Source organism: Pseudomonas sp. Rh2, assembly GCF_040762985.1.
GTDB classification, from domain to species: domain Bacteria; phylum Pseudomonadota; class Gammaproteobacteria; order Pseudomonadales; family Pseudomonadaceae; genus Aquipseudomonas; species Aquipseudomonas taiwanensis.
Genome location: NZ_CP142890.1, coordinates 3,824,698 through 3,839,833 on the forward strand (window position 1 = coordinate 3,824,698; position 15,136 = coordinate 3,839,833).

The 15,136-nt window shown below is 62.3% G+C and carries 17 protein-coding genes; 12 read left to right on the plus strand and 5 right to left on the minus strand.

All coding sequences use genetic code 11. From position 1 onward, the window contains the following. Window positions 1-7 precede the first annotated feature (7 nt). From nuoI to nuoN, 6 genes are read left to right on the plus strand one after another with little or no spacing between them, the layout of a single operon-like run. A complete protein-coding gene (nuoI, locus tag VXM67_RS17490) occupies window positions 8-556 on the plus strand; it encodes an NADH-quinone oxidoreductase subunit NuoI (RefSeq protein WP_003251442.1) in 549 nt (182 codons plus the stop codon). A 10-nt stretch (window positions 557-566) separates the two neighbouring features. Further along, window positions 567-1,067, plus strand: coding sequence for an NADH-quinone oxidoreductase subunit J (gene nuoJ / locus VXM67_RS17495; protein ID WP_023381226.1), 501 nt, complete (start codon window positions 567-569; stop codon window positions 1,065-1,067). A gap of 3 nt (window positions 1,068-1,070) precedes the next feature. Beyond that, on the plus strand, window positions 1,071-1,379 hold the full coding sequence (gene nuoK, locus VXM67_RS17500; protein ID WP_008096201.1) for an NADH-quinone oxidoreductase subunit NuoK: 309 nt from the start codon (window positions 1,071-1,073) through the stop codon (window positions 1,377-1,379). Continuing rightward, complete coding sequence (gene nuoL / locus VXM67_RS17505) at window positions 1,376-3,229, plus strand: NADH-quinone oxidoreductase subunit L (RefSeq protein WP_023381227.1); 1,854 nt, start codon at window positions 1,376-1,378, stop codon at window positions 3,227-3,229. The genes nuoK and nuoL overlap by 4 nt, the downstream gene beginning before the upstream one ends. Before the next feature lie 40 nt (window positions 3,230-3,269). Beyond that, entirely contained in the window at window positions 3,270-4,802 is a 1,533-nt protein-coding gene (gene nuoM / locus VXM67_RS17510) for an NADH-quinone oxidoreductase subunit M (RefSeq protein WP_202675454.1), read from the plus strand. A gap of 7 nt (window positions 4,803-4,809) precedes the next feature. After that, complete coding sequence (nuoN, locus tag VXM67_RS17515) at window positions 4,810-6,279, plus strand: NADH-quinone oxidoreductase subunit NuoN (protein ID WP_023381229.1); 1,470 nt, start codon at window positions 4,810-4,812, stop codon at window positions 6,277-6,279. A gap of 43 nt (window positions 6,280-6,322) precedes the next feature. Here nuoN and VXM67_RS17520 read toward each other — a convergent pair whose 3' ends face one another. Beyond that, window positions 6,323-6,628, minus strand: coding sequence for an ogr/Delta-like zinc finger family protein (locus tag VXM67_RS17520; protein WP_238546528.1), 306 nt, complete (start codon window positions 6,626-6,628; stop codon window positions 6,323-6,325). Between the two features lie 201 nt (window positions 6,629-6,829). On the opposite strand from VXM67_RS17520, the gene VXM67_RS17525 reads away from it, so the two are divergent. Beyond that, window positions 6,830-7,222 carry a helix-turn-helix domain-containing protein gene (locus VXM67_RS17525; protein ID WP_027908168.1) on the plus strand — a complete coding sequence of 131 codons (393 nt, stop codon included), beginning with the start codon at window positions 6,830-6,832 and terminating at the stop codon, window positions 7,220-7,222. On the opposite strand, the gene VXM67_RS17530 is transcribed toward VXM67_RS17525, so the two are convergent. Genes VXM67_RS17530 through VXM67_RS17540 form a run of 3 tightly spaced genes read right to left on the minus strand, consistent with a single transcriptional unit; the run spans window position 7,219 to window position 8,214 of the window. Continuing rightward, window positions 7,219-7,581, minus strand: a complete 363-nt coding sequence (locus VXM67_RS17530; RefSeq protein ID WP_023381232.1) for a hypothetical protein — start codon at window positions 7,579-7,581, stop codon at window positions 7,219-7,221. The genes VXM67_RS17525 and VXM67_RS17530 overlap by 4 nt on opposite strands. A 39-nt stretch (window positions 7,582-7,620) precedes the next feature. Continuing rightward, on the minus strand, window positions 7,621-7,956 hold the full coding sequence (locus VXM67_RS17535; RefSeq protein ID WP_367237243.1) for a head completion/stabilization protein: 336 nt from the start codon (window positions 7,954-7,956) through the stop codon (window positions 7,621-7,623). A gap of 9 nt (window positions 7,957-7,965) precedes the next feature. Next, window positions 7,966-8,214 carry a response regulator transcription factor gene (locus VXM67_RS17540; RefSeq protein ID WP_023381234.1) on the minus strand — a complete coding sequence of 83 codons (249 nt, stop codon included), beginning with the start codon at window positions 8,212-8,214 and terminating at the stop codon, window positions 7,966-7,968. Between the two features lie 229 nt (window positions 8,215-8,443). Here VXM67_RS17540 and VXM67_RS17545 point away from each other — a divergent pair, with 229 nt between their 5' ends. Beyond that, the gene (locus VXM67_RS17545) at window positions 8,444-10,504 is read left to right on the plus strand and encodes a TonB-dependent receptor (protein ID WP_027908169.1); all 2,061 of its coding nucleotides are present in this window, start codon (window positions 8,444-8,446) and stop codon (window positions 10,502-10,504) included. A gap of 11 nt (window positions 10,505-10,515) precedes the next feature. On the opposite strand, the gene VXM67_RS17550 is transcribed toward VXM67_RS17545, so the two are convergent. Further along, window positions 10,516-11,580, minus strand: coding sequence for an AI-2E family transporter (locus tag VXM67_RS17550; protein ID WP_023381236.1), 1,065 nt, complete (start codon window positions 11,578-11,580; stop codon window positions 10,516-10,518). 130 nt (window positions 11,581-11,710) lie between these two features. Here VXM67_RS17550 and yegQ point away from each other — a divergent pair, with 130 nt between their 5' ends. From yegQ to VXM67_RS17570, 4 genes are all read left to right on the plus strand, one after another. Next, complete coding sequence (gene yegQ / locus VXM67_RS17555) at window positions 11,711-13,045, plus strand: tRNA 5-hydroxyuridine modification protein YegQ (protein WP_023381237.1); 1,335 nt, start codon at window positions 11,711-11,713, stop codon at window positions 13,043-13,045. 118 nt (window positions 13,046-13,163) lie between these two features. Beyond that, window positions 13,164-13,592 carry a DUF411 domain-containing protein gene (locus VXM67_RS17560; RefSeq protein WP_367237244.1) on the plus strand — a complete coding sequence of 143 codons (429 nt, stop codon included), beginning with the start codon at window positions 13,164-13,166 and terminating at the stop codon, window positions 13,590-13,592. Beyond that, on the plus strand, window positions 13,592-14,029 hold the full coding sequence (locus VXM67_RS17565; RefSeq protein ID WP_023381239.1) for a YqaA family protein: 438 nt from the start codon (window positions 13,592-13,594) through the stop codon (window positions 14,027-14,029). Before VXM67_RS17560 ends, VXM67_RS17565 begins: the two co-directional genes overlap by 1 nt. A gap of 75 nt (window positions 14,030-14,104) precedes the next feature. Next, window positions 14,105-15,103, plus strand: coding sequence for an alpha/beta hydrolase (locus VXM67_RS17570; RefSeq protein WP_104881488.1), 999 nt, complete (start codon window positions 14,105-14,107; stop codon window positions 15,101-15,103). Window positions 15,104-15,136 lie beyond the last annotated feature (33 nt).

Genomic DNA, 15,136 nt, shown 5'->3' on the forward strand with positions numbered 1-15,136 from the left:
TTGACCCATGTTCAAATATATCGGCGACATCGTTAAGGGCACCGGCACCCAGCTGCGCAGCCTGGCAATGGTGTTCTCCCACGGGTTCCGCAAACGCGACACCCTGCAATACCCAGAAGAGCCTGTGTACCTGCCGCCGCGCTACCGCGGCCGCATCGTCCTGACCCGCGACCCCGATGGCGAGGAGCGCTGCGTAGCGTGCAACCTCTGCGCGGTGGCCTGTCCGGTTGGCTGCATCTCGCTGCAGAAAGCCGAGACCGAGGACGGGCGTTGGTACCCTGAGTTCTTCCGCATCAACTTCTCGCGCTGCATTTTCTGCGGCCTGTGCGAAGAGGCGTGCCCGACCACCGCGATCCAGCTGACTCCGGATTTCGAAATGGCCGAGTTCAAGCGTCAGGACCTGGTGTACGAGAAGGAAGATCTGCTGATCTCCGGCCCCGGCAAGAACCCTGACTACAACTTCTACCGTGTTGCGGGTATGGCCATCGCTGGCAAGCCGAAAGGCTCTGCACAGAACGAAGCCGAGCCGATCAACGTGAAGAGCTTGCTCCCATAAGGACAGAAAGATGGAATTCGCTTTCTACTTCGCATCCGGGATCGCCGTGGTCTCCACCCTTCGGGTGGTGACCGGCACCAACCCCGTGCACGCCCTGCTCTACCTGATCATTTCGCTGATTTCCGTGGCAATGATCTTCTTCGCCCTGGGTGCGCCGTTCGCCGGCGCACTGGAAGTGATCGCTTACGCCGGCGCCATCATGGTGCTGTTCGTGTTCGTGGTGATGATGCTCAACCTTGGGCCGGCGTCGGTCGCCCAGGAAAGGGGCTGGCTCAAGCCCGGTATCTGGGCCGGGCCGGTAATCCTGGCTGCCCTGCTGCTGCTGGAGCTGCTTTACGTGCTGTTCGTCGCCCCGAGCGGCGCCGGTATCAGCGGCACCACCGTGGACGCCAAGACCGTGGGCATCAGCCTGTTCGGGCCGTACCTGCTGGTTGTCGAACTGGCCTCGATGCTGCTGCTCGCCGCAGCCGTCACCGCCTTCCACCTGGGCCGCAACGAGGCGAAGGAGTAAATCATGGGTGCTATCCCTCTTGAGCATGGCCTGGCGGTAGCCGGGATCCTGTTCTGCTTAGGTCTGGTTGGCCTGATGGTCCGCCGCAACATCCTTTTCGTACTCATGAGCCTGGAAGTCATGATGAACGCCTCTGCCCTGGCGTTCATCGTCGCCGGTGCCCGTTGGGTCCAGCCCGACGGCCAGGTGATGTTCATTCTGGTGATCAGCCTGGCAGCCGCCGAGGCCAGCATTGGCCTGGCCATTCTGCTGCAGTTGTATCGCCGCTTCCACACTCTCGACATCGATGCTGCCAGTGAGATGCGCGGATGAACCTTATCTTCCTGACTTTCGTCTTCCCCCTGATCGGCTTCCTGCTGCTGTCGTTCTCGCGCGGGCGGTTCTCGGAGAACCTGTCCGCGCTGATCGGCGTTGGCTCGGTGGGCCTGTCGGCCGCCGTGGCCGCCTATGTCATCTGGCAATTCAACGTTGCCCCGCCTGAAGGCGGCGCATACAGCCAGCTGCTGTGGCAGTGGATGTCGGTGGACGGCTTCGCGCCGAACTTCACCCTGTACGTGGACGGCCTGTCGGTCACCATGCTCGGCGTGGTCACCGGTGTCGGCTTCCTGATCCACCTGTTCGCCTCTTGGTACATGCGCGGTGAAGCCGGTTACTCGCGCTTCTTCTCCTACACCAACCTGTTCATCGCCAGCATGCTGTTCCTGGTGCTGGGCGACAACCTGCTGTTCATCTACTTCGGCTGGGAAGGCGTGGGCCTGTGCTCGTACCTGTTGATCGGTTTCTACTACAGCAACCGCAACAACGGTAACGCGGCACTGAAGGCCTTCATCGTCACCCGTATCGGCGACGTGTTCATGGCCATCGGCCTGTTCATCCTGTTCGCCCAGCTGGGTACCCTGAACGTGCAGGAACTGCTGGTGCTGGCTCCGCAGAAATTCCAGGCGGGCGACACCTGGATGGTCCTGGCCACCCTGATGCTGCTGGGCGGTGCGGTCGGTAAGTCGGCCCAGCTGCCGCTGCAGACCTGGCTGGCGGACGCGATGGCTGGCCCTACCCCGGTATCGGCACTGATCCACGCGGCAACCATGGTGACCGCGGGCGTCTACCTGATCGCCCGTACCAACGGCCTGTTCCTGCTGGCACCGGACATCCTGCACCTGGTGGGCGTAGTGGGTGGCGTCACCCTGGTCCTGGCGGGCTTCGCAGCCCTGGTCCAGACCGACATCAAGCGTATCCTCGCCTACTCGACCATGAGCCAGATCGGCTACATGTTCCTGGCCCTGGGCGTCGGCGCCTGGGACGCGGCAATCTTCCACCTGATGACACACGCCTTCTTCAAGGCCCTGCTGTTCCTTGCCTCGGGTGCGGTGATCGTTGCCTGCCACCACGAGCAGGACATCTTCAAGATGGGCGGCCTGTGGAAGAAGCTGCCGCTGGCCTACGCCAGCTTCGTGGTGGGTGGTGCTGCCCTGGCGGCCCTGCCGATCCTGACCGTGGGCTTCTACTCCAAGGACGAGATCCTCTGGGAAGCCTTCGCCAGTGGCAATACCGGCCTGCTGTATGCCGGGCTGGTCGGTGCGTTCATGACCTCGCTGTACACCTTCCGCCTGATTTTCATCGCCTTCCACGGCGAAGCCAAGACCGAAGCCCACGCTGGCCACGGCATCAGCCACTGGCTGCCACTGGGCGTGCTGATCGTGCTGTCGACCTTCATCGGCGCGTGGATCCACCCGCCGCTGGCTGGCGTTCTGCCTGAAAGTGCCGGCCACGCCGGTGGTGAAGCCAAGCACGCGTTGGAAATCACCTCGGGCGCCATCGCCATTGCCGGCATCCTGCTGGCCGCGGTGCTGTTCCTGGGCAAGCGTCGCCTGGTCTCGGCCATCGCCAACAGCGGCATCGGCCGCGTCCTGTCGGCCTGGTGGTTCGCCGCCTGGGGCTTCGACTGGATCTACGACAAGCTCTTCGTCAAACCTTACCTGCTGATCAGCCACATCCTGCGCAAGGACCCGGTTGACCGCAGCATCGGCCTGATTCCTCGGATGGCCCGTGGCGGCAACGTCGCCATGAGCAAGACCGAGACCGGCCAGCTGCGCTGGTACACCGCCTCGATCGCCGTCGGTGCCGTGCTGGTCATCGGCGCCGTGGTAGTGGCCGCGGTATGACTATGAATCTTGCGACTTTGCCAAAGGAAACCAACCCGTCATGATTTTGCCTTGGCTGATCCTGATCCCCTTCATCGGCGGCTTCCTGTGCTGGCTGGGTGAGCGCTTCGGCGCCACCCTGCCGCGCTGGATCGCACTGCTGACCATGTCCCTGCTGCTCGGCATCGGCCTGTGGCTGTGGGGCACCGGCGACTACACCCTGGCCCCCGCTCCGGGCGCCGAGCCTGCCTGGGCACTGGAATACAAGGTCCAGTGGATCCAGCGCTTCGGCATCAGCGTCCACCTGGCCCTGGATGGCCTGTCGCTGCTGATGATCCTGCTCACCGGCCTGCTCGGTGTGCTGTCGGTACTGTGCTCCTGGAAAGAGATCCAGCGTCACGTCGGCTTCTTCCACCTCAACCTGATGTGGATCCTGGGCGGCGTGGTCGGTGTGTTCCTGGCCCTGGACCTGTTCCTGTTCTTCTTCTTCTGGGAAATGATGCTGGTGCCGATGTACTTCCTCATCGCGCTCTGGGGTCACAGCTCCGCGGACGGCAAGAAGACCCGGATCTACGCCGCGACCAAGTTCTTCATCTTCACCCAGGCCAGCGGCCTGATCATGCTGGTGGCGATCCTGGGCCTGGTGCTGGTCAACTACACCAACACCGGTGTGATCACCTTCAACTACAGCGACCTGCTCAAGGCCGAACTGCCAGCCGGTACCGAGTACCTGCTGATGCTGGGCTTCTTCATCGCCTTCGCGGTGAAACTGCCGGTGGTACCGTTCCACTCCTGGTTGCCTGACGCACACGCCCAGGCACCGACCGCAGGTTCCGTGGACCTGGCCGGTATCTTGCTGAAGACCGCGGCCTACGGCCTGCTGCGCTTCGCCCTGCCGCTGTTCCCGAACGCCTCGGCCGAGTTCGCGCCCATCGCCATGACCCTGGGTCTGATCGGTATCTTCTACGGTGCCTTCCTGGCCTTTGCCCAGACCGACATCAAGCGTCTGGTCGCGTTCTCCAGCGTATCGCACATGGGCTTCGTGCTGATCGGTATCTACTCCGGCAGCCAGCAAGCCCTGCAGGGCGCGGTGATCCAGATGCTGGCCCACGGTCTGTCGGCCGCCGCACTCTTCATCCTGGCCGGCCAGTTGTACGAGCGCCTGCATACCCGTGACATGCGTGAGATGGGCGGCCTGTGGCACCGCATCGCCTACCTGCCCGCGATCAGCCTGTTCTTCGCCGCCGCCTCCCTGGGCCTGCCAGGTACTGGCAACTTCGTCGGCGAGTTCCTGATCCTGATCGGCAGTTTCGTGCATGTGCCTTGGATCACCGTGATCGCCACCACCGGCCTGGTGTTCGGCTCGGTCTACTCGCTGATCATGATCCACCGCGCCTACTTCGGCCCGGCCAAGTCCGACGCCGTCCTGGCTGGCATGGACGGTCGCGAGCTGGTCATGGTCGTGGGTCTGGCGGTGCTGCTGATCCTGCTGGGCGTGTATCCACAGCCGTTCCTCGACACCTCTGCCGCCACCATGAGCGGTGTGCAGCAGTGGCTCGGTTCCGCTTTCACTCAACTCGCTTCGGCCCGGTAAGAGCGCTATGGAATTCACCACTCAACACTTCATCGCATTGGCGCCGATGCTGATCACCACCATCACCACGGTGGTGGTGATGCTGGCGATCGCCTGGAAGCGCAATCACTCGCAGACCTTCCTGTTGTCCACCGTGGGGCTGAACCTGGCCCTGCTATCGATCCTGCCAGCATTGAAAGTCGCGCCGCTGGCGGTCACCTCGCTGGTCACCATCGACAAGTTCGCCTGCCTGTACATGGCGATCATCCTGGTGGCGACACTGGCCTGCGTAACCCTCGCCCATGCCTATCTGGGCGAGGGTTCCAAGGGCTTCCCGGGCAACCGTGAAGAGCTGTACCTGCTGCTGCTGATGTCGGCCCTCGGTGGCCTCGTGCTGGTCAGCGCCAACCACCTGGCTGGCCTGTTCATCGGCCTGGAGCTGCTGTCGGTGCCGGTCTACGGCCTGGTAGCGTATGCCTTCTTCAACAAGCGTTCGCTGGAAGCCGGTATCAAGTACATGGTGCTGTCGGCCGCAGGTTCGGCCTTCCTGCTGTTCGGCATGGCCCTGCTGTACGCCGACGCTGGCAGCCTGAGCTTCGACCTGATCGGCAAGGCCCTGGCTGCTACCGGCAAGCCAAGCCTGGTGGCCCAACTGGGCCTGGGCATGATGCTGGTTGGCCTGGCCTTCAAGCTGTCGCTGGTTCCGTTCCACCTGTGGACCCCGGACGTATACGAAGGCGCCCCGGCGCCGGTAGCGGCCTTCCTGGCCACCGCCAGCAAGGTCGCGGTATTCGCCGTGGTCGTGCGCCTGTTCATGCTCTCCCCTGCTGCCAGCAGCGGCGTCCTGAGCACCGTCCTGGCAGTGATCGCGGTCGCCTCGATCCTCATCGGTAACCTGCTGGCGCTGACCCAGAGCAACCTCAAGCGTCTGCTGGGTTACTCGTCCATCGCCCACTTCGGTTACCTGGTGATCGCGCTGGTGGCCAGCAAGGGCCTGGCCCTGGAAGCCATGGGCGTGTACCTGGTCACTTACGTCATCACCAGCCTGGGCGCCTTCGGTGTGATCACCCTGATGTCCTCGCCTTACGGCGGCCGTGACGCCGATGCCCTTTACGAGTACCGCGGCCTGTTCTGGCGCCGTCCGTACCTGACTGCGGTGCTGACTGTGATGATGCTGTCGCTGGCGGGTATCCCGCTGACTGCCGGCTTCATCGGCAAGTTCTACATCATTGCCACCGGCGTCGAGTCGCAACTGTGGTGGCTGGTCGGTGCCTTGGTTCTGGGCAGCGCCATCGGCGTGTACTACTACCTGCGCGTCATGGTCACCCTGTACCTGGTGGAGCCTAACCTGCGTCGCCACGATGCCCCGCTGAAGTGGGAACAACGCACCGGCGGCGTCATGCTGCTGGCAATCGCCCTGCTTGCCTTCGTGCTCGGCGTGTACCCGCAGCCGCTGCTGGAACTGGTTCAGCAAGCCGGCCTGCAACTGCTCGGCTGACCGAACCGGTAAAACAAACACCCCGCACATGCGGGGTGTTTTTTTATCTGCGTTTTGTAGTTATCTGAACGGGCTTGGCCGATCGAAGGTTTTCGGGCGAGGCCGCACTGCCATCCTTGAGTGCCGACTTGCGCAGTTCAGTGCCGGCCGATGGCAGGTGGACCTCAGGGTTCGGCATGCCGCTGGGTGACAGCTCATGGGTCATTTCGAACTCGGCTCTCACTGACCAGCCACACGCCTCGGTGGTGCACTGCAGGTACGCGATACGCAGGAAAATGTGCCGTCCTTCGCTGGTACGGATGCGCATTCGACTGTTGCAGTGAGGACAGACCAGCTTGTATGTACTCACGCCAAATACCTGCATGCGCTAATTGCACAGATATGCTGTAAGAATGCTCCCCCAAGTGCATCAGTATTGACTACGGAAAAGGAAGGGTTTTTCATCATGCTGCTCCTCATGTCAGGATATCTCCTCAAAATGCAGGGCTGCTATTCGTAACAAGTAGTTTAAGCCCAAGTAACGTCGTTAAACCAGTCGTGGATATTTGTTATGAGTAGCCCTTTATTTGCATCAGTGCTGGCACGTCTCAAGCTGCTGACCGGCTCGGAGACCGATGTGCAGCTGGCCAGGGCCCTTGCGGTAAGCCCGCAGACCCTGAGCAGTTGGAAGGTGCGTGGCAGCATTCCCTACGCACTATGCATAGACATCGCCCGCCAGCGCGGCTGCTCGCTCGACTGGCTATTGCTGGGTGAGTACCAGGACGGCCCGTCGGGCTTGGCAAACGAGACCTGGGAGAGCGACATGCTCGCGCGTCTTCGCGCGCTTTCAGTTGCCGATCGCCAGGCGATTCAATTGCAGATCGAAGACAAGCAACGAATCCACCAACTGGAGCGCCAGGTGCGCGAGCTGACGCTGCGCATGCCCACTCCAATCGAAGGCTAGCCACGACGGCGCCAGCGCTGAAGCAGCTCGCGCAGGTCCACAGAATCCAGCCAGACCATGACCTTGAGGCTGATCGGAATCACCACCACCGCCGCCACGAAGGCGGCCATGCCGCGTGACAACATGGGCACCAAGGAATGCAACAACGGCTCGAACAGATAGCCTACGCCCAGCGTCAGAAACACCAGCAGCATCTGCTTGCGGGTCGACAGGCGCTTGCGCGAGACGATGATCAAGCGATCTCGCGCGGCACTGACCAGCAAAGCTCCCAGCAACGCACCGAACAGCGCCCTGCCCTCTGTATTGAGCACCTCACGAAAAGCCGCGCTGGCCGCCTCCAGCAGGTAGCGTTCGCTCATGATGGCGTTCTCCACACCACCTGCCCGCCGGGCTTGGTATTAAAGAGTACGCATCACGGCGGCCTCGACGAAACGCCGATAGCAGACCGACAACGCCCTTCCATGGTCATGCCCTGCTACGTCCTCCAGACGCTTGTAGCCACGCCCTCGCAGTACGGCGCGCCAGTGCGCGAACTCCGAAGCAGCGTTGATCGCCGCACAGCGAGCCGCCAGTGCCAGGCGCGCCTCGCTCACCTGACCGCCAAGGCGCAAGCGCTCTCGTAGCGAACACAGTTCGATGCGTGGCCAAAAAGGATCATCGCCATCGGGAAAACGTGCCCCCTTGACAGGCAACGCGGGTGGCGGCGGTAAATCTTCCATACGCTCTGATGACATGATCCGCCCTCACTGCTCGGACAACATGCCGTAGCGTATGGCCTTGATCACAGCCGCTACACGCGTGGGGACATCGAATTTGCGCAGGATATTGGACACGTGGAAATTCACCGTCGACTCCTTGCACTGCAGAATTCGACCGATCTCCCACGAGCTCTTGCCGTATGCACACCACAGCAGGACCTGATGCTCGCGGGGCGTCAGGCGAATCGGTGTGTCCGCAGCATGTTCTGGTTCCTGCCGTACGTTGGTTTTCATCATTGAACTCCACAAGTAATCGCCAGTTGCGACAGCCGGATGTGCTGTCGCCATGGGCCCACCTTACGAAGGGCGATGTGCTGGCTCCACTCGCGGGGTTTGTAAACGCGCTTCCTACACAACCGTCTTCCATTGGCGCGGTGCAATTAACTGAAATTCCCCGTGCTCTGGACGGTATTTCTTTCGTCACAACGCGGTTGCCTGTTCGCTTTTCGCCTGGAGTTGTAGGATGCGCCCCGTTTTGCCCCTTTCGTCTTGCCTTGGCCTGCTGGCCGCTTTCACCCTCAGCCAGCAAGCCACTGCTGCTCCAGCCGTTGAACTGGGCGAGGTGCTGATCAATGACGAGCAGCAAAGCGAGCTGGACGACGCCCGCGAACGCCTGCAGGCGGTGCCGGGGGCCAGCAACCTGGTGGACATGCAGCGTGTTGGTCAGGGCCGGGTGGCCAGTAATCAGGATGTGCTGGCTTACCAGCCTGGGGTATTCGCCCAGTCGGCGGGCAACGATGGCATCAAGCTGTCGATTCGCGGTTCAGGCATCAACCGTGCACCGGGGGCACATGGCTCCGGGGTGTACACGATGTTCGACGGACTGCCCCTGACCGGTCCCGGCGGCACACCCTACGAACTGTTCGAACCCCTGTGGCTGAGCCGGGCCGAAGTGCTGCGCGGCGCCAATGGTTTCGACCAGGGTGCCCTGGCGCTGGGCGGCGCGATCAACTATGTGACCCACACAGGGTACGATGCAGCGCCGCTGCAGGTGCGCTACGAGGTTGGCAGCCGTGGTTACCAGCACCGGCATATCAGCTCGGGCCAGGTGCTGGGTAACCTGGACTACTACGTGGCGCTGACCGATTCGGAATACGACGGTTATCAGAAGCACAGCAGCGGCAGTGCCAAGGGGATTGCCGCCAATGTCGGCTACCGTTTCAATCCCAACCTGGAAACCCGCTTCTACCTGCGCTACCGAGAAACCGAAAACGCGTTGGCCGGCCGCTTGACCAAAGCGCAGATCAAGCATGATCCGCGGGCTGCCAATCCAGGTTACTTGTCACGTAATGACAGCCGTCCGCAGCCGGGCAGCACCTGGGTGGGCAACAAAACCACCTTCTTCCTGGACGACGACTCACGCCTGGAAGCAGGGCTGGTCTATCACGACTACCCGATGGACTTGCGTGAAGGCGCAATGCGCCTGAAGGTTGCCTACACCGATGTCAGTGGCACGCTCAACTACTTCCGTCGGGACACCTTGTTCGGCCATGAGAGCAAGACGACCATCGGGTGGCGCACCACCAAACACCTGCCCAACAGCGGCGCATCACAATTCACGCGGGTGAACGATATAGTTGGCGAGCGCACGCGCGACTTCAGCTATCAGGGCTCGGACACCGTGCTGCATGCCGGCAACGACCTGGAGCTGGTCCCGGACCTCTGGCTGACCACTGGCCTGGCGATGATCTATACCCGACGCGAGAGCGATGTGACCTATCCTGCCGAAGGCGGGAAGGTCAGCCAACACGACTGGGACTATGCACCACGTGTAGGCCTGCGCTACGACATTCGTCCTGACTTACAGGTCTATGGCAACCTCAGCCGCTCGGTTGAGCCGCCACATCCGTGGTCGCTGATCTGGAGCGCACCGACCAAGACGCAACCGATCGAGATGCAAAACCAGACAGCCACAACACTGGAACTGGGTGCTCGTGGCGACTCGAGAGTCGGTCGTTGGGAGCTGGCCTGGTACTACGCCCAGGTGCGTCACGAACTGCTGGCAGTGGAACTGGCCCCCGGCATTACCGCCGAATACAACGCCAGCCCCACGGTCCACCAAGGTGTCGAAGCCGCATTGGACAGTATCCTCTGGGAACAATCCGGCACCGGCAAGTTGAGCCTGCGCCAGGCCTACACCTTCAGCGACTTCCACTACCGCGATGACGACACGTTCGGCGACAACCGCCTGCCCGGCATCCCGATGCATTATTACCAGGCCGAACTGCGTTATGACTGGCCAGGCGGCTTCTACGCCGGCGTGAACACCCAGATGGCCTCGAAGGTGCAGGTCGACTACGCCAACAGCTACCCCGCCGATGCCTATGCCCTGCTCGGTGCGCGCCTGGGCTGGGATTCGCCCAAGCAGGACTGGCAAACCTGGCTTGACCTGCGCAACCTGACCAACAAACGTTATGCCGCCACGGTTACACCAGGCTACGACGACACAGGACTGGACAAGGCCCGCTCCACACCCGGCGAAAGTTTCAGCGTGTATGCAGGCGTTTCGTACAGTTTCCGATAATTCGGCCTGCCCTACTGCGGCAACTGCACCTTCGGCTTGGTCGATGCGAAAATCGCCCAACTGGAGACGAACAAGGCCGCGATCAACGGCCCGATCACGAACCCATTGAGCCCGAACACCGCCAGCCCGCCCAAGGTGGACACCAGGATCAGGTAATCGGGCATTCGGGTGTCCTTGCCCACCAGAATCGGTCGTAGCAGGTTGTCCACCAGGCCAATCACCAGCACCCCGAATGCCGTCAGGATCGCGCCCTGCAGAATCGCTCCGGTAAGCAGGAAATACGCCGCCACCGGTGCCCAGACAATGCCCGCGCCCACCGCCGGCAACAACGACAGGAACGCCATCAACACCGCCCATACCAGCGCACTGGGAATGTCCAGCACCCAGAAGATGAATCCGCCCAGCGCCCCCTGGGTGATCGCGACCAGCACGTTGCCCTTGACCGTCGCCCGTACCACGCGGTTGAACTTCAGTTGCAGACGGCGCTTCTGGTGCTCGGGCAACGGCACCGCAAGCCGTACCTGACGAGCCACCTCCGGCCCCTCGCGCAAGAAGAAGAACAGCAGGTACATCATGATGCCGAAGCTGATCAGGAATTCGAAGGTGCCTTGGCCGAAGTTGAACGCCTGGCTGGCCAGTACCTGACTGCCCTGGGTGGCCCATTTGGTGATTTTCTCGCGCAGGCCGTCGAAGTTACCCATGCCCATCCTGTCCAGCCCTTGCTGGGCGAAGGCGGGCAGCATGTCCCGGCCGCGCTCGACATAGCCGGCGATGTCCAGTTGACCGCTCTCGATGCGCTGGTACAACGCCGCCCCCTCCTGCACCAGCAATGCGCTGGTGATGATCACCGGCAAGATGGCCACCATCAGGCATACCAGCAAAGTGGCCGCGGCGGCCAGGTTACGACGCCGACCGAAGCGGATCAGCAGATGGCGCTGCAAAGGCGCGAAGAGGATGCCGAGAATCACCGCCCAGAAGATGGCGCCGTAGTAGGGCAGTAGTATCCACGCGAAAGCGACCGACACCAACGTCAGGAGTACGGCCAGGGCTCTGTTCTGGAGGGCGGTTTCGTTCATGGTGATTCCTTGAGTGTCCTGGTTGTTAGTGCAGGCCATCACAGGAAAAGTGCCACCCTGGCGTTGATTCAAATCAATACGCAGCCGCGAGCCGAGCCTTAGCATCCGCCGCTTTTGCCCCGGTGCGCACATGACCTCATTCGCCAAGCCCGAATTGCTGGCCCCAGCCGGCACCCTCAAGACCATGCGCTATGCCTTCGCCTATGGCGCCGATGCGGTCTACGCCGGCCAGCCGCGCTACAGCCTGCGCGTGCGCAACAATGAATTCGACCACGCCAACCTGGCCTTGGGCATCCAGGAGGCGCACGCCCGGGGCAAGCGCTTTTACGTGGTGGTCAACATCGCCCCGCACAACGCCAAGCTCAAGACCTTCCTCAAAGACCTTGCGCCCGTGATCGACATGGCGCCCGATGCGCTGATCATGTCCGACCCGGGCCTGATCATGCTGGTGCGCCAGCACTTCCCGCACATGCCGGTGCACCTGTCGGTACAGGCCAACACGGTCAACTGGGCCAGTGTGCAGTTCTGGCAGCAATTGGGCTTGAGTCGGGTCATCCTGTCCCGTGAACTGTCGCTAGAGGAAATCGCGGAAATCCGTCAGCAGGTGCCGGAGATGGAACTGGAAGTGTTCGTCCACGGTGCCCTGTGCATGGCGTACTCTGGCCGCTGCCTGTTGTCGGGCTACCTGAACAAGCGCGATGCCAACCAAGGCACCTGCACCAATGCCTGCCGCTGGAAGTACGACGCCCAGCCGGCCACTGAAAACGCCACCGGCGACATCGTGCAACTGGTCGAACCGACACTCGGCCTGGGCACCCCTACCGACCAGCTGTTCCTGCTGCAGGAGAGCAACCGCCCGGGCGAGGCGATGCCCGCCTTCGAGGACGAGCACGGTACCTACATCATGAACGCCAAGGACCTGCGCGCTATCCAGCATGTCGAGCGGCTGACCGCCATGGGGGTGCATTCGCTGAAAATCGAAGGCCGGACCAAGTCGCACTTCTACTGTGCCCGCGCGGTGCAATCCTATCGCCAGGCCATCGACGACGCGGTGGCCGGCCGACCCTTCGACCGAAGCCTGATGGGCAACCTCGAATCCCTTGCACAGCGTGGCTACACCGAGGGTTTCCTGCGCCGCCATGTTCACGACGAGTACCAGAACTACCAACGAGGCAACTCGGTGTCCGAGCGCCAGCAGTTCGTTGGCGAGCTGACGGGCGAGCGCGTTGATGGGCTGGCCGAGGTCAAGGTGAAGAACCGCTTCGCCGTAGGCGATCACCTGGAGCTGATGACCCCGCGTGGCAATTATCATTTCGACCTCCATCGCCTGAACAACCGGCAGCAACGGGCCATCGACGTGGCGCCGGGGGATGGCCACATCGTGTACCTGCCCATTCCTGAGCAGGTCCCATTGTCGTTCGGCCTGCTGATGCGTGACCTTGGCCAGGACGAGCAGGCGAGCTGACGACGTGCGCGCTGCGCCGGGAGGCGGCTTACGCTATGCTGCTGACCTACCGCCGGGCCTGGAACCGACGCCTGTGATGACAGGCATGCGGCTGCGTCTTAGAAGGAGTTGAACCCTCATGCTGCGTAAACACTTGATCACCCTGGGACTGCTGGCCTTCACAGGCCTGGCCCAGGCAGCCGAAACCATCGACGTCTACCGCGACCCCAACTGCGGCTGCTGCAAAGCCTGGATCAGCCACCTTCGCGACAACGGCTTCACCGTCAATGACCATGTCGAGCCGAACATGAGCGCGGTCAAGCAGCGCCTGGGCGTCGCACCGCGCCTGGCGTCGTGTCACACCGGGGTGATCGACGGCAAGTTCGTCGAAGGCCATGTGCCGGCCGAGCAGGTGCGCCTGCTGGCCAAGCGCACTGACCTAAAAGGCCTGGCAGTACCCGGCATGCCCATGGGCTCGCCAGGTATGGAAATGGGCGATCACAAGGACCCTTACCAGGTCATCGGGGTGACCCAGGGCGGCAAGGACACCGTGGTCGCCAACTACTGATGCTCAGCCTCTGGGCGCTGTTTCTCAGCGCCTTTGGCGCAGCGACCCTGCTGCCTCTACAGTCGGAGGCCGTGCTGGTGGGGTTGCTGCTGCGCCAGCCCGACACCTGGGCGACCCTCCTTGCGGTGGCAACCTTGGGCAATGTGCTCGGTTCGGTGGTCAACTGGCTGCTAGGCCGCGCCATCGAGCACCTGCGCGAGAAGCGCTGGTTCCCTTTCAGCGCCGCGCAACTGGAGCGTGCCCAGCAGCGCTACCAACGCTGGGGACAATGGTCGCTGCTGCTCAGTTGGATGCCCGTGATTGGCGACCCGCTGACATTGATCGCCGGCATCATGCGCGAACCCTTCTGGCGTTTCCTGTTGCTGGTGACCCTGGCCAAGGCCGGTCGCTACACCGTGTTGGCGATGATCACGCTGGGCTGGTTTCACGCCTGGTAACACCTTTAACGTTTCATCAGGGCAAGCGACTGCTACAGTCGCCCATTCCTACATGGCCCTACACGGAGTGCCCCCATGCTGCGCGCAACCGCCCTGGCCCTGGCCTGCCTGATGACGGGCCCGGCCCTCGCCGCTGAAATGCCCACCTACGGTCAACAGCTCGAAGGCTTCCAGTACCCCTACCCGCTCAGGCATTTCGACTTCACCTCCCAGGGGCAGCGCCTGCAGATGGGGTACATGGACGTGCCTGCCAAGGGGCAAGCCAATGGCCGCAGCGTCGTGCTGATGCACGGCAAGAACTTCTGCGCCGCCACCTGGGAAACCACCATCGACGCCCTGAGCCAGGCTGGCTACCGGGTCATCGCGCCCGACCAGGTCGGTTTCTGTAGCTCCAGCAAGCCTGCCCACTACCAGTACAGCTTCCAGCAACTGGCCGACAACACCCAGGCGCTGCTCGCCCAGTTAGGCATCAAGCAGGCGGTCATCCTCGGTCATTCCACAGGCGGCATGCTCGCCACCCGCTACGCCTTGATGTACCCACAGCAAGTCGAACGCCTGGCCATGGTCAATCCCATTGGCCTGGAGGACTGGAAAGCCCTAGGCGTGCCTTACCGGACGGTCGATCAGTGGTACCAACGAGAGCTGAAGCTCGATGCCGACGGTGTGCGCAAGTATGAGCGCAATACCTATTACGCCGGGCGCTGGAAGCCCGAGTACGAACGCTGGGTGCAGATGCTGGTGGGGTTGAACACAGGGCCTGGGCATGAACGTGTGGCATGGAACTCGGCGCTGATCTACGACATGATCTTCACCCAACCGGTGTATCACGAGTTCAAGGACCTGAAGATGCCGACGTTGCTGCTGATCGGCGATCAGGACACCACGGCCATCGGCAGCGATATCGCGCCAACGGATGTAAAAGCCAAGCTTGGCCAGTACAAAGTGCTGGGGCCGCAGGTGGCCAAGATGATCCCCCAAGGCGAACTGGTGACCTTCGCCGGGCTGGGACACGCGCCACAGATCGAGGAGCCGGCGCAGTTTCACAAGGCGTTGATCGAATGGCTGGGGCGTTGACCCGGTAAACGCAGACGCCTGTGGGAGTGGCTA

What these genes read in the sequence shown, in the direction of transcription:
- VXM67_RS17545 (WP_027908169.1), top strand. Translation starts at nt 8,444, where the DNA reads ATGCGCCCCGTTTTGCCCCTTTCGTCTTGCCTTGGCCTGCTGGCCGCT.
- nuoJ (WP_023381226.1), top strand. Translation starts at nt 567, where the DNA reads ATGGAATTCGCTTTCTACTTCGCATCCGGGATCGCCGTGGTCTCCACC.
- VXM67_RS17550 (WP_023381236.1), bottom strand. Translation starts at nt 11,580, where the DNA reads ATGAACGAAACCGCCCTCCAGAACAGAGCCCTGGCCGTACTCCTGACG.
- nuoL (WP_023381227.1), top strand. Translation starts at nt 1,376, where the DNA reads ATGAACCTTATCTTCCTGACTTTCGTCTTCCCCCTGATCGGCTTCCTG.
- VXM67_RS17565 (WP_023381239.1), top strand. Translation starts at nt 13,592, where the DNA reads ATGCTCAGCCTCTGGGCGCTGTTTCTCAGCGCCTTTGGCGCAGCGACC.
- nuoM (WP_202675454.1), top strand. Translation starts at nt 3,270, where the DNA reads ATGATTTTGCCTTGGCTGATCCTGATCCCCTTCATCGGCGGCTTCCTG.
- nuoI (WP_003251442.1), top strand. Translation starts at nt 8, where the DNA reads ATGTTCAAATATATCGGCGACATCGTTAAGGGCACCGGCACCCAGCTG.
- VXM67_RS17525 (WP_027908168.1), top strand. Translation starts at nt 6,830, where the DNA reads ATGAGTAGCCCTTTATTTGCATCAGTGCTGGCACGTCTCAAGCTGCTG.
- VXM67_RS17535 (WP_367237243.1), bottom strand. Translation starts at nt 7,956, where the DNA reads ATGTCATCAGAGCGTATGGAAGATTTACCGCCGCCACCCGCGTTGCCT.
- VXM67_RS17560 (WP_367237244.1), top strand. Translation starts at nt 13,164, where the DNA reads ATGCTGCGTAAACACTTGATCACCCTGGGACTGCTGGCCTTCACAGGC.
- VXM67_RS17570 (WP_104881488.1), top strand. Translation starts at nt 14,105, where the DNA reads ATGCTGCGCGCAACCGCCCTGGCCCTGGCCTGCCTGATGACGGGCCCG.
- nuoK (WP_008096201.1), top strand. Translation starts at nt 1,071, where the DNA reads ATGGGTGCTATCCCTCTTGAGCATGGCCTGGCGGTAGCCGGGATCCTG.
- nuoN (WP_023381229.1), top strand. Translation starts at nt 4,810, where the DNA reads ATGGAATTCACCACTCAACACTTCATCGCATTGGCGCCGATGCTGATC.
- yegQ (WP_023381237.1), top strand. Translation starts at nt 11,711, where the DNA reads ATGACCTCATTCGCCAAGCCCGAATTGCTGGCCCCAGCCGGCACCCTC.
- VXM67_RS17540 (WP_023381234.1), bottom strand. Translation starts at nt 8,214, where the DNA reads ATGAAAACCAACGTACGGCAGGAACCAGAACATGCTGCGGACACACCG.
- VXM67_RS17530 (WP_023381232.1), bottom strand. Translation starts at nt 7,581, where the DNA reads ATGAGCGAACGCTACCTGCTGGAGGCGGCCAGCGCGGCTTTTCGTGAG.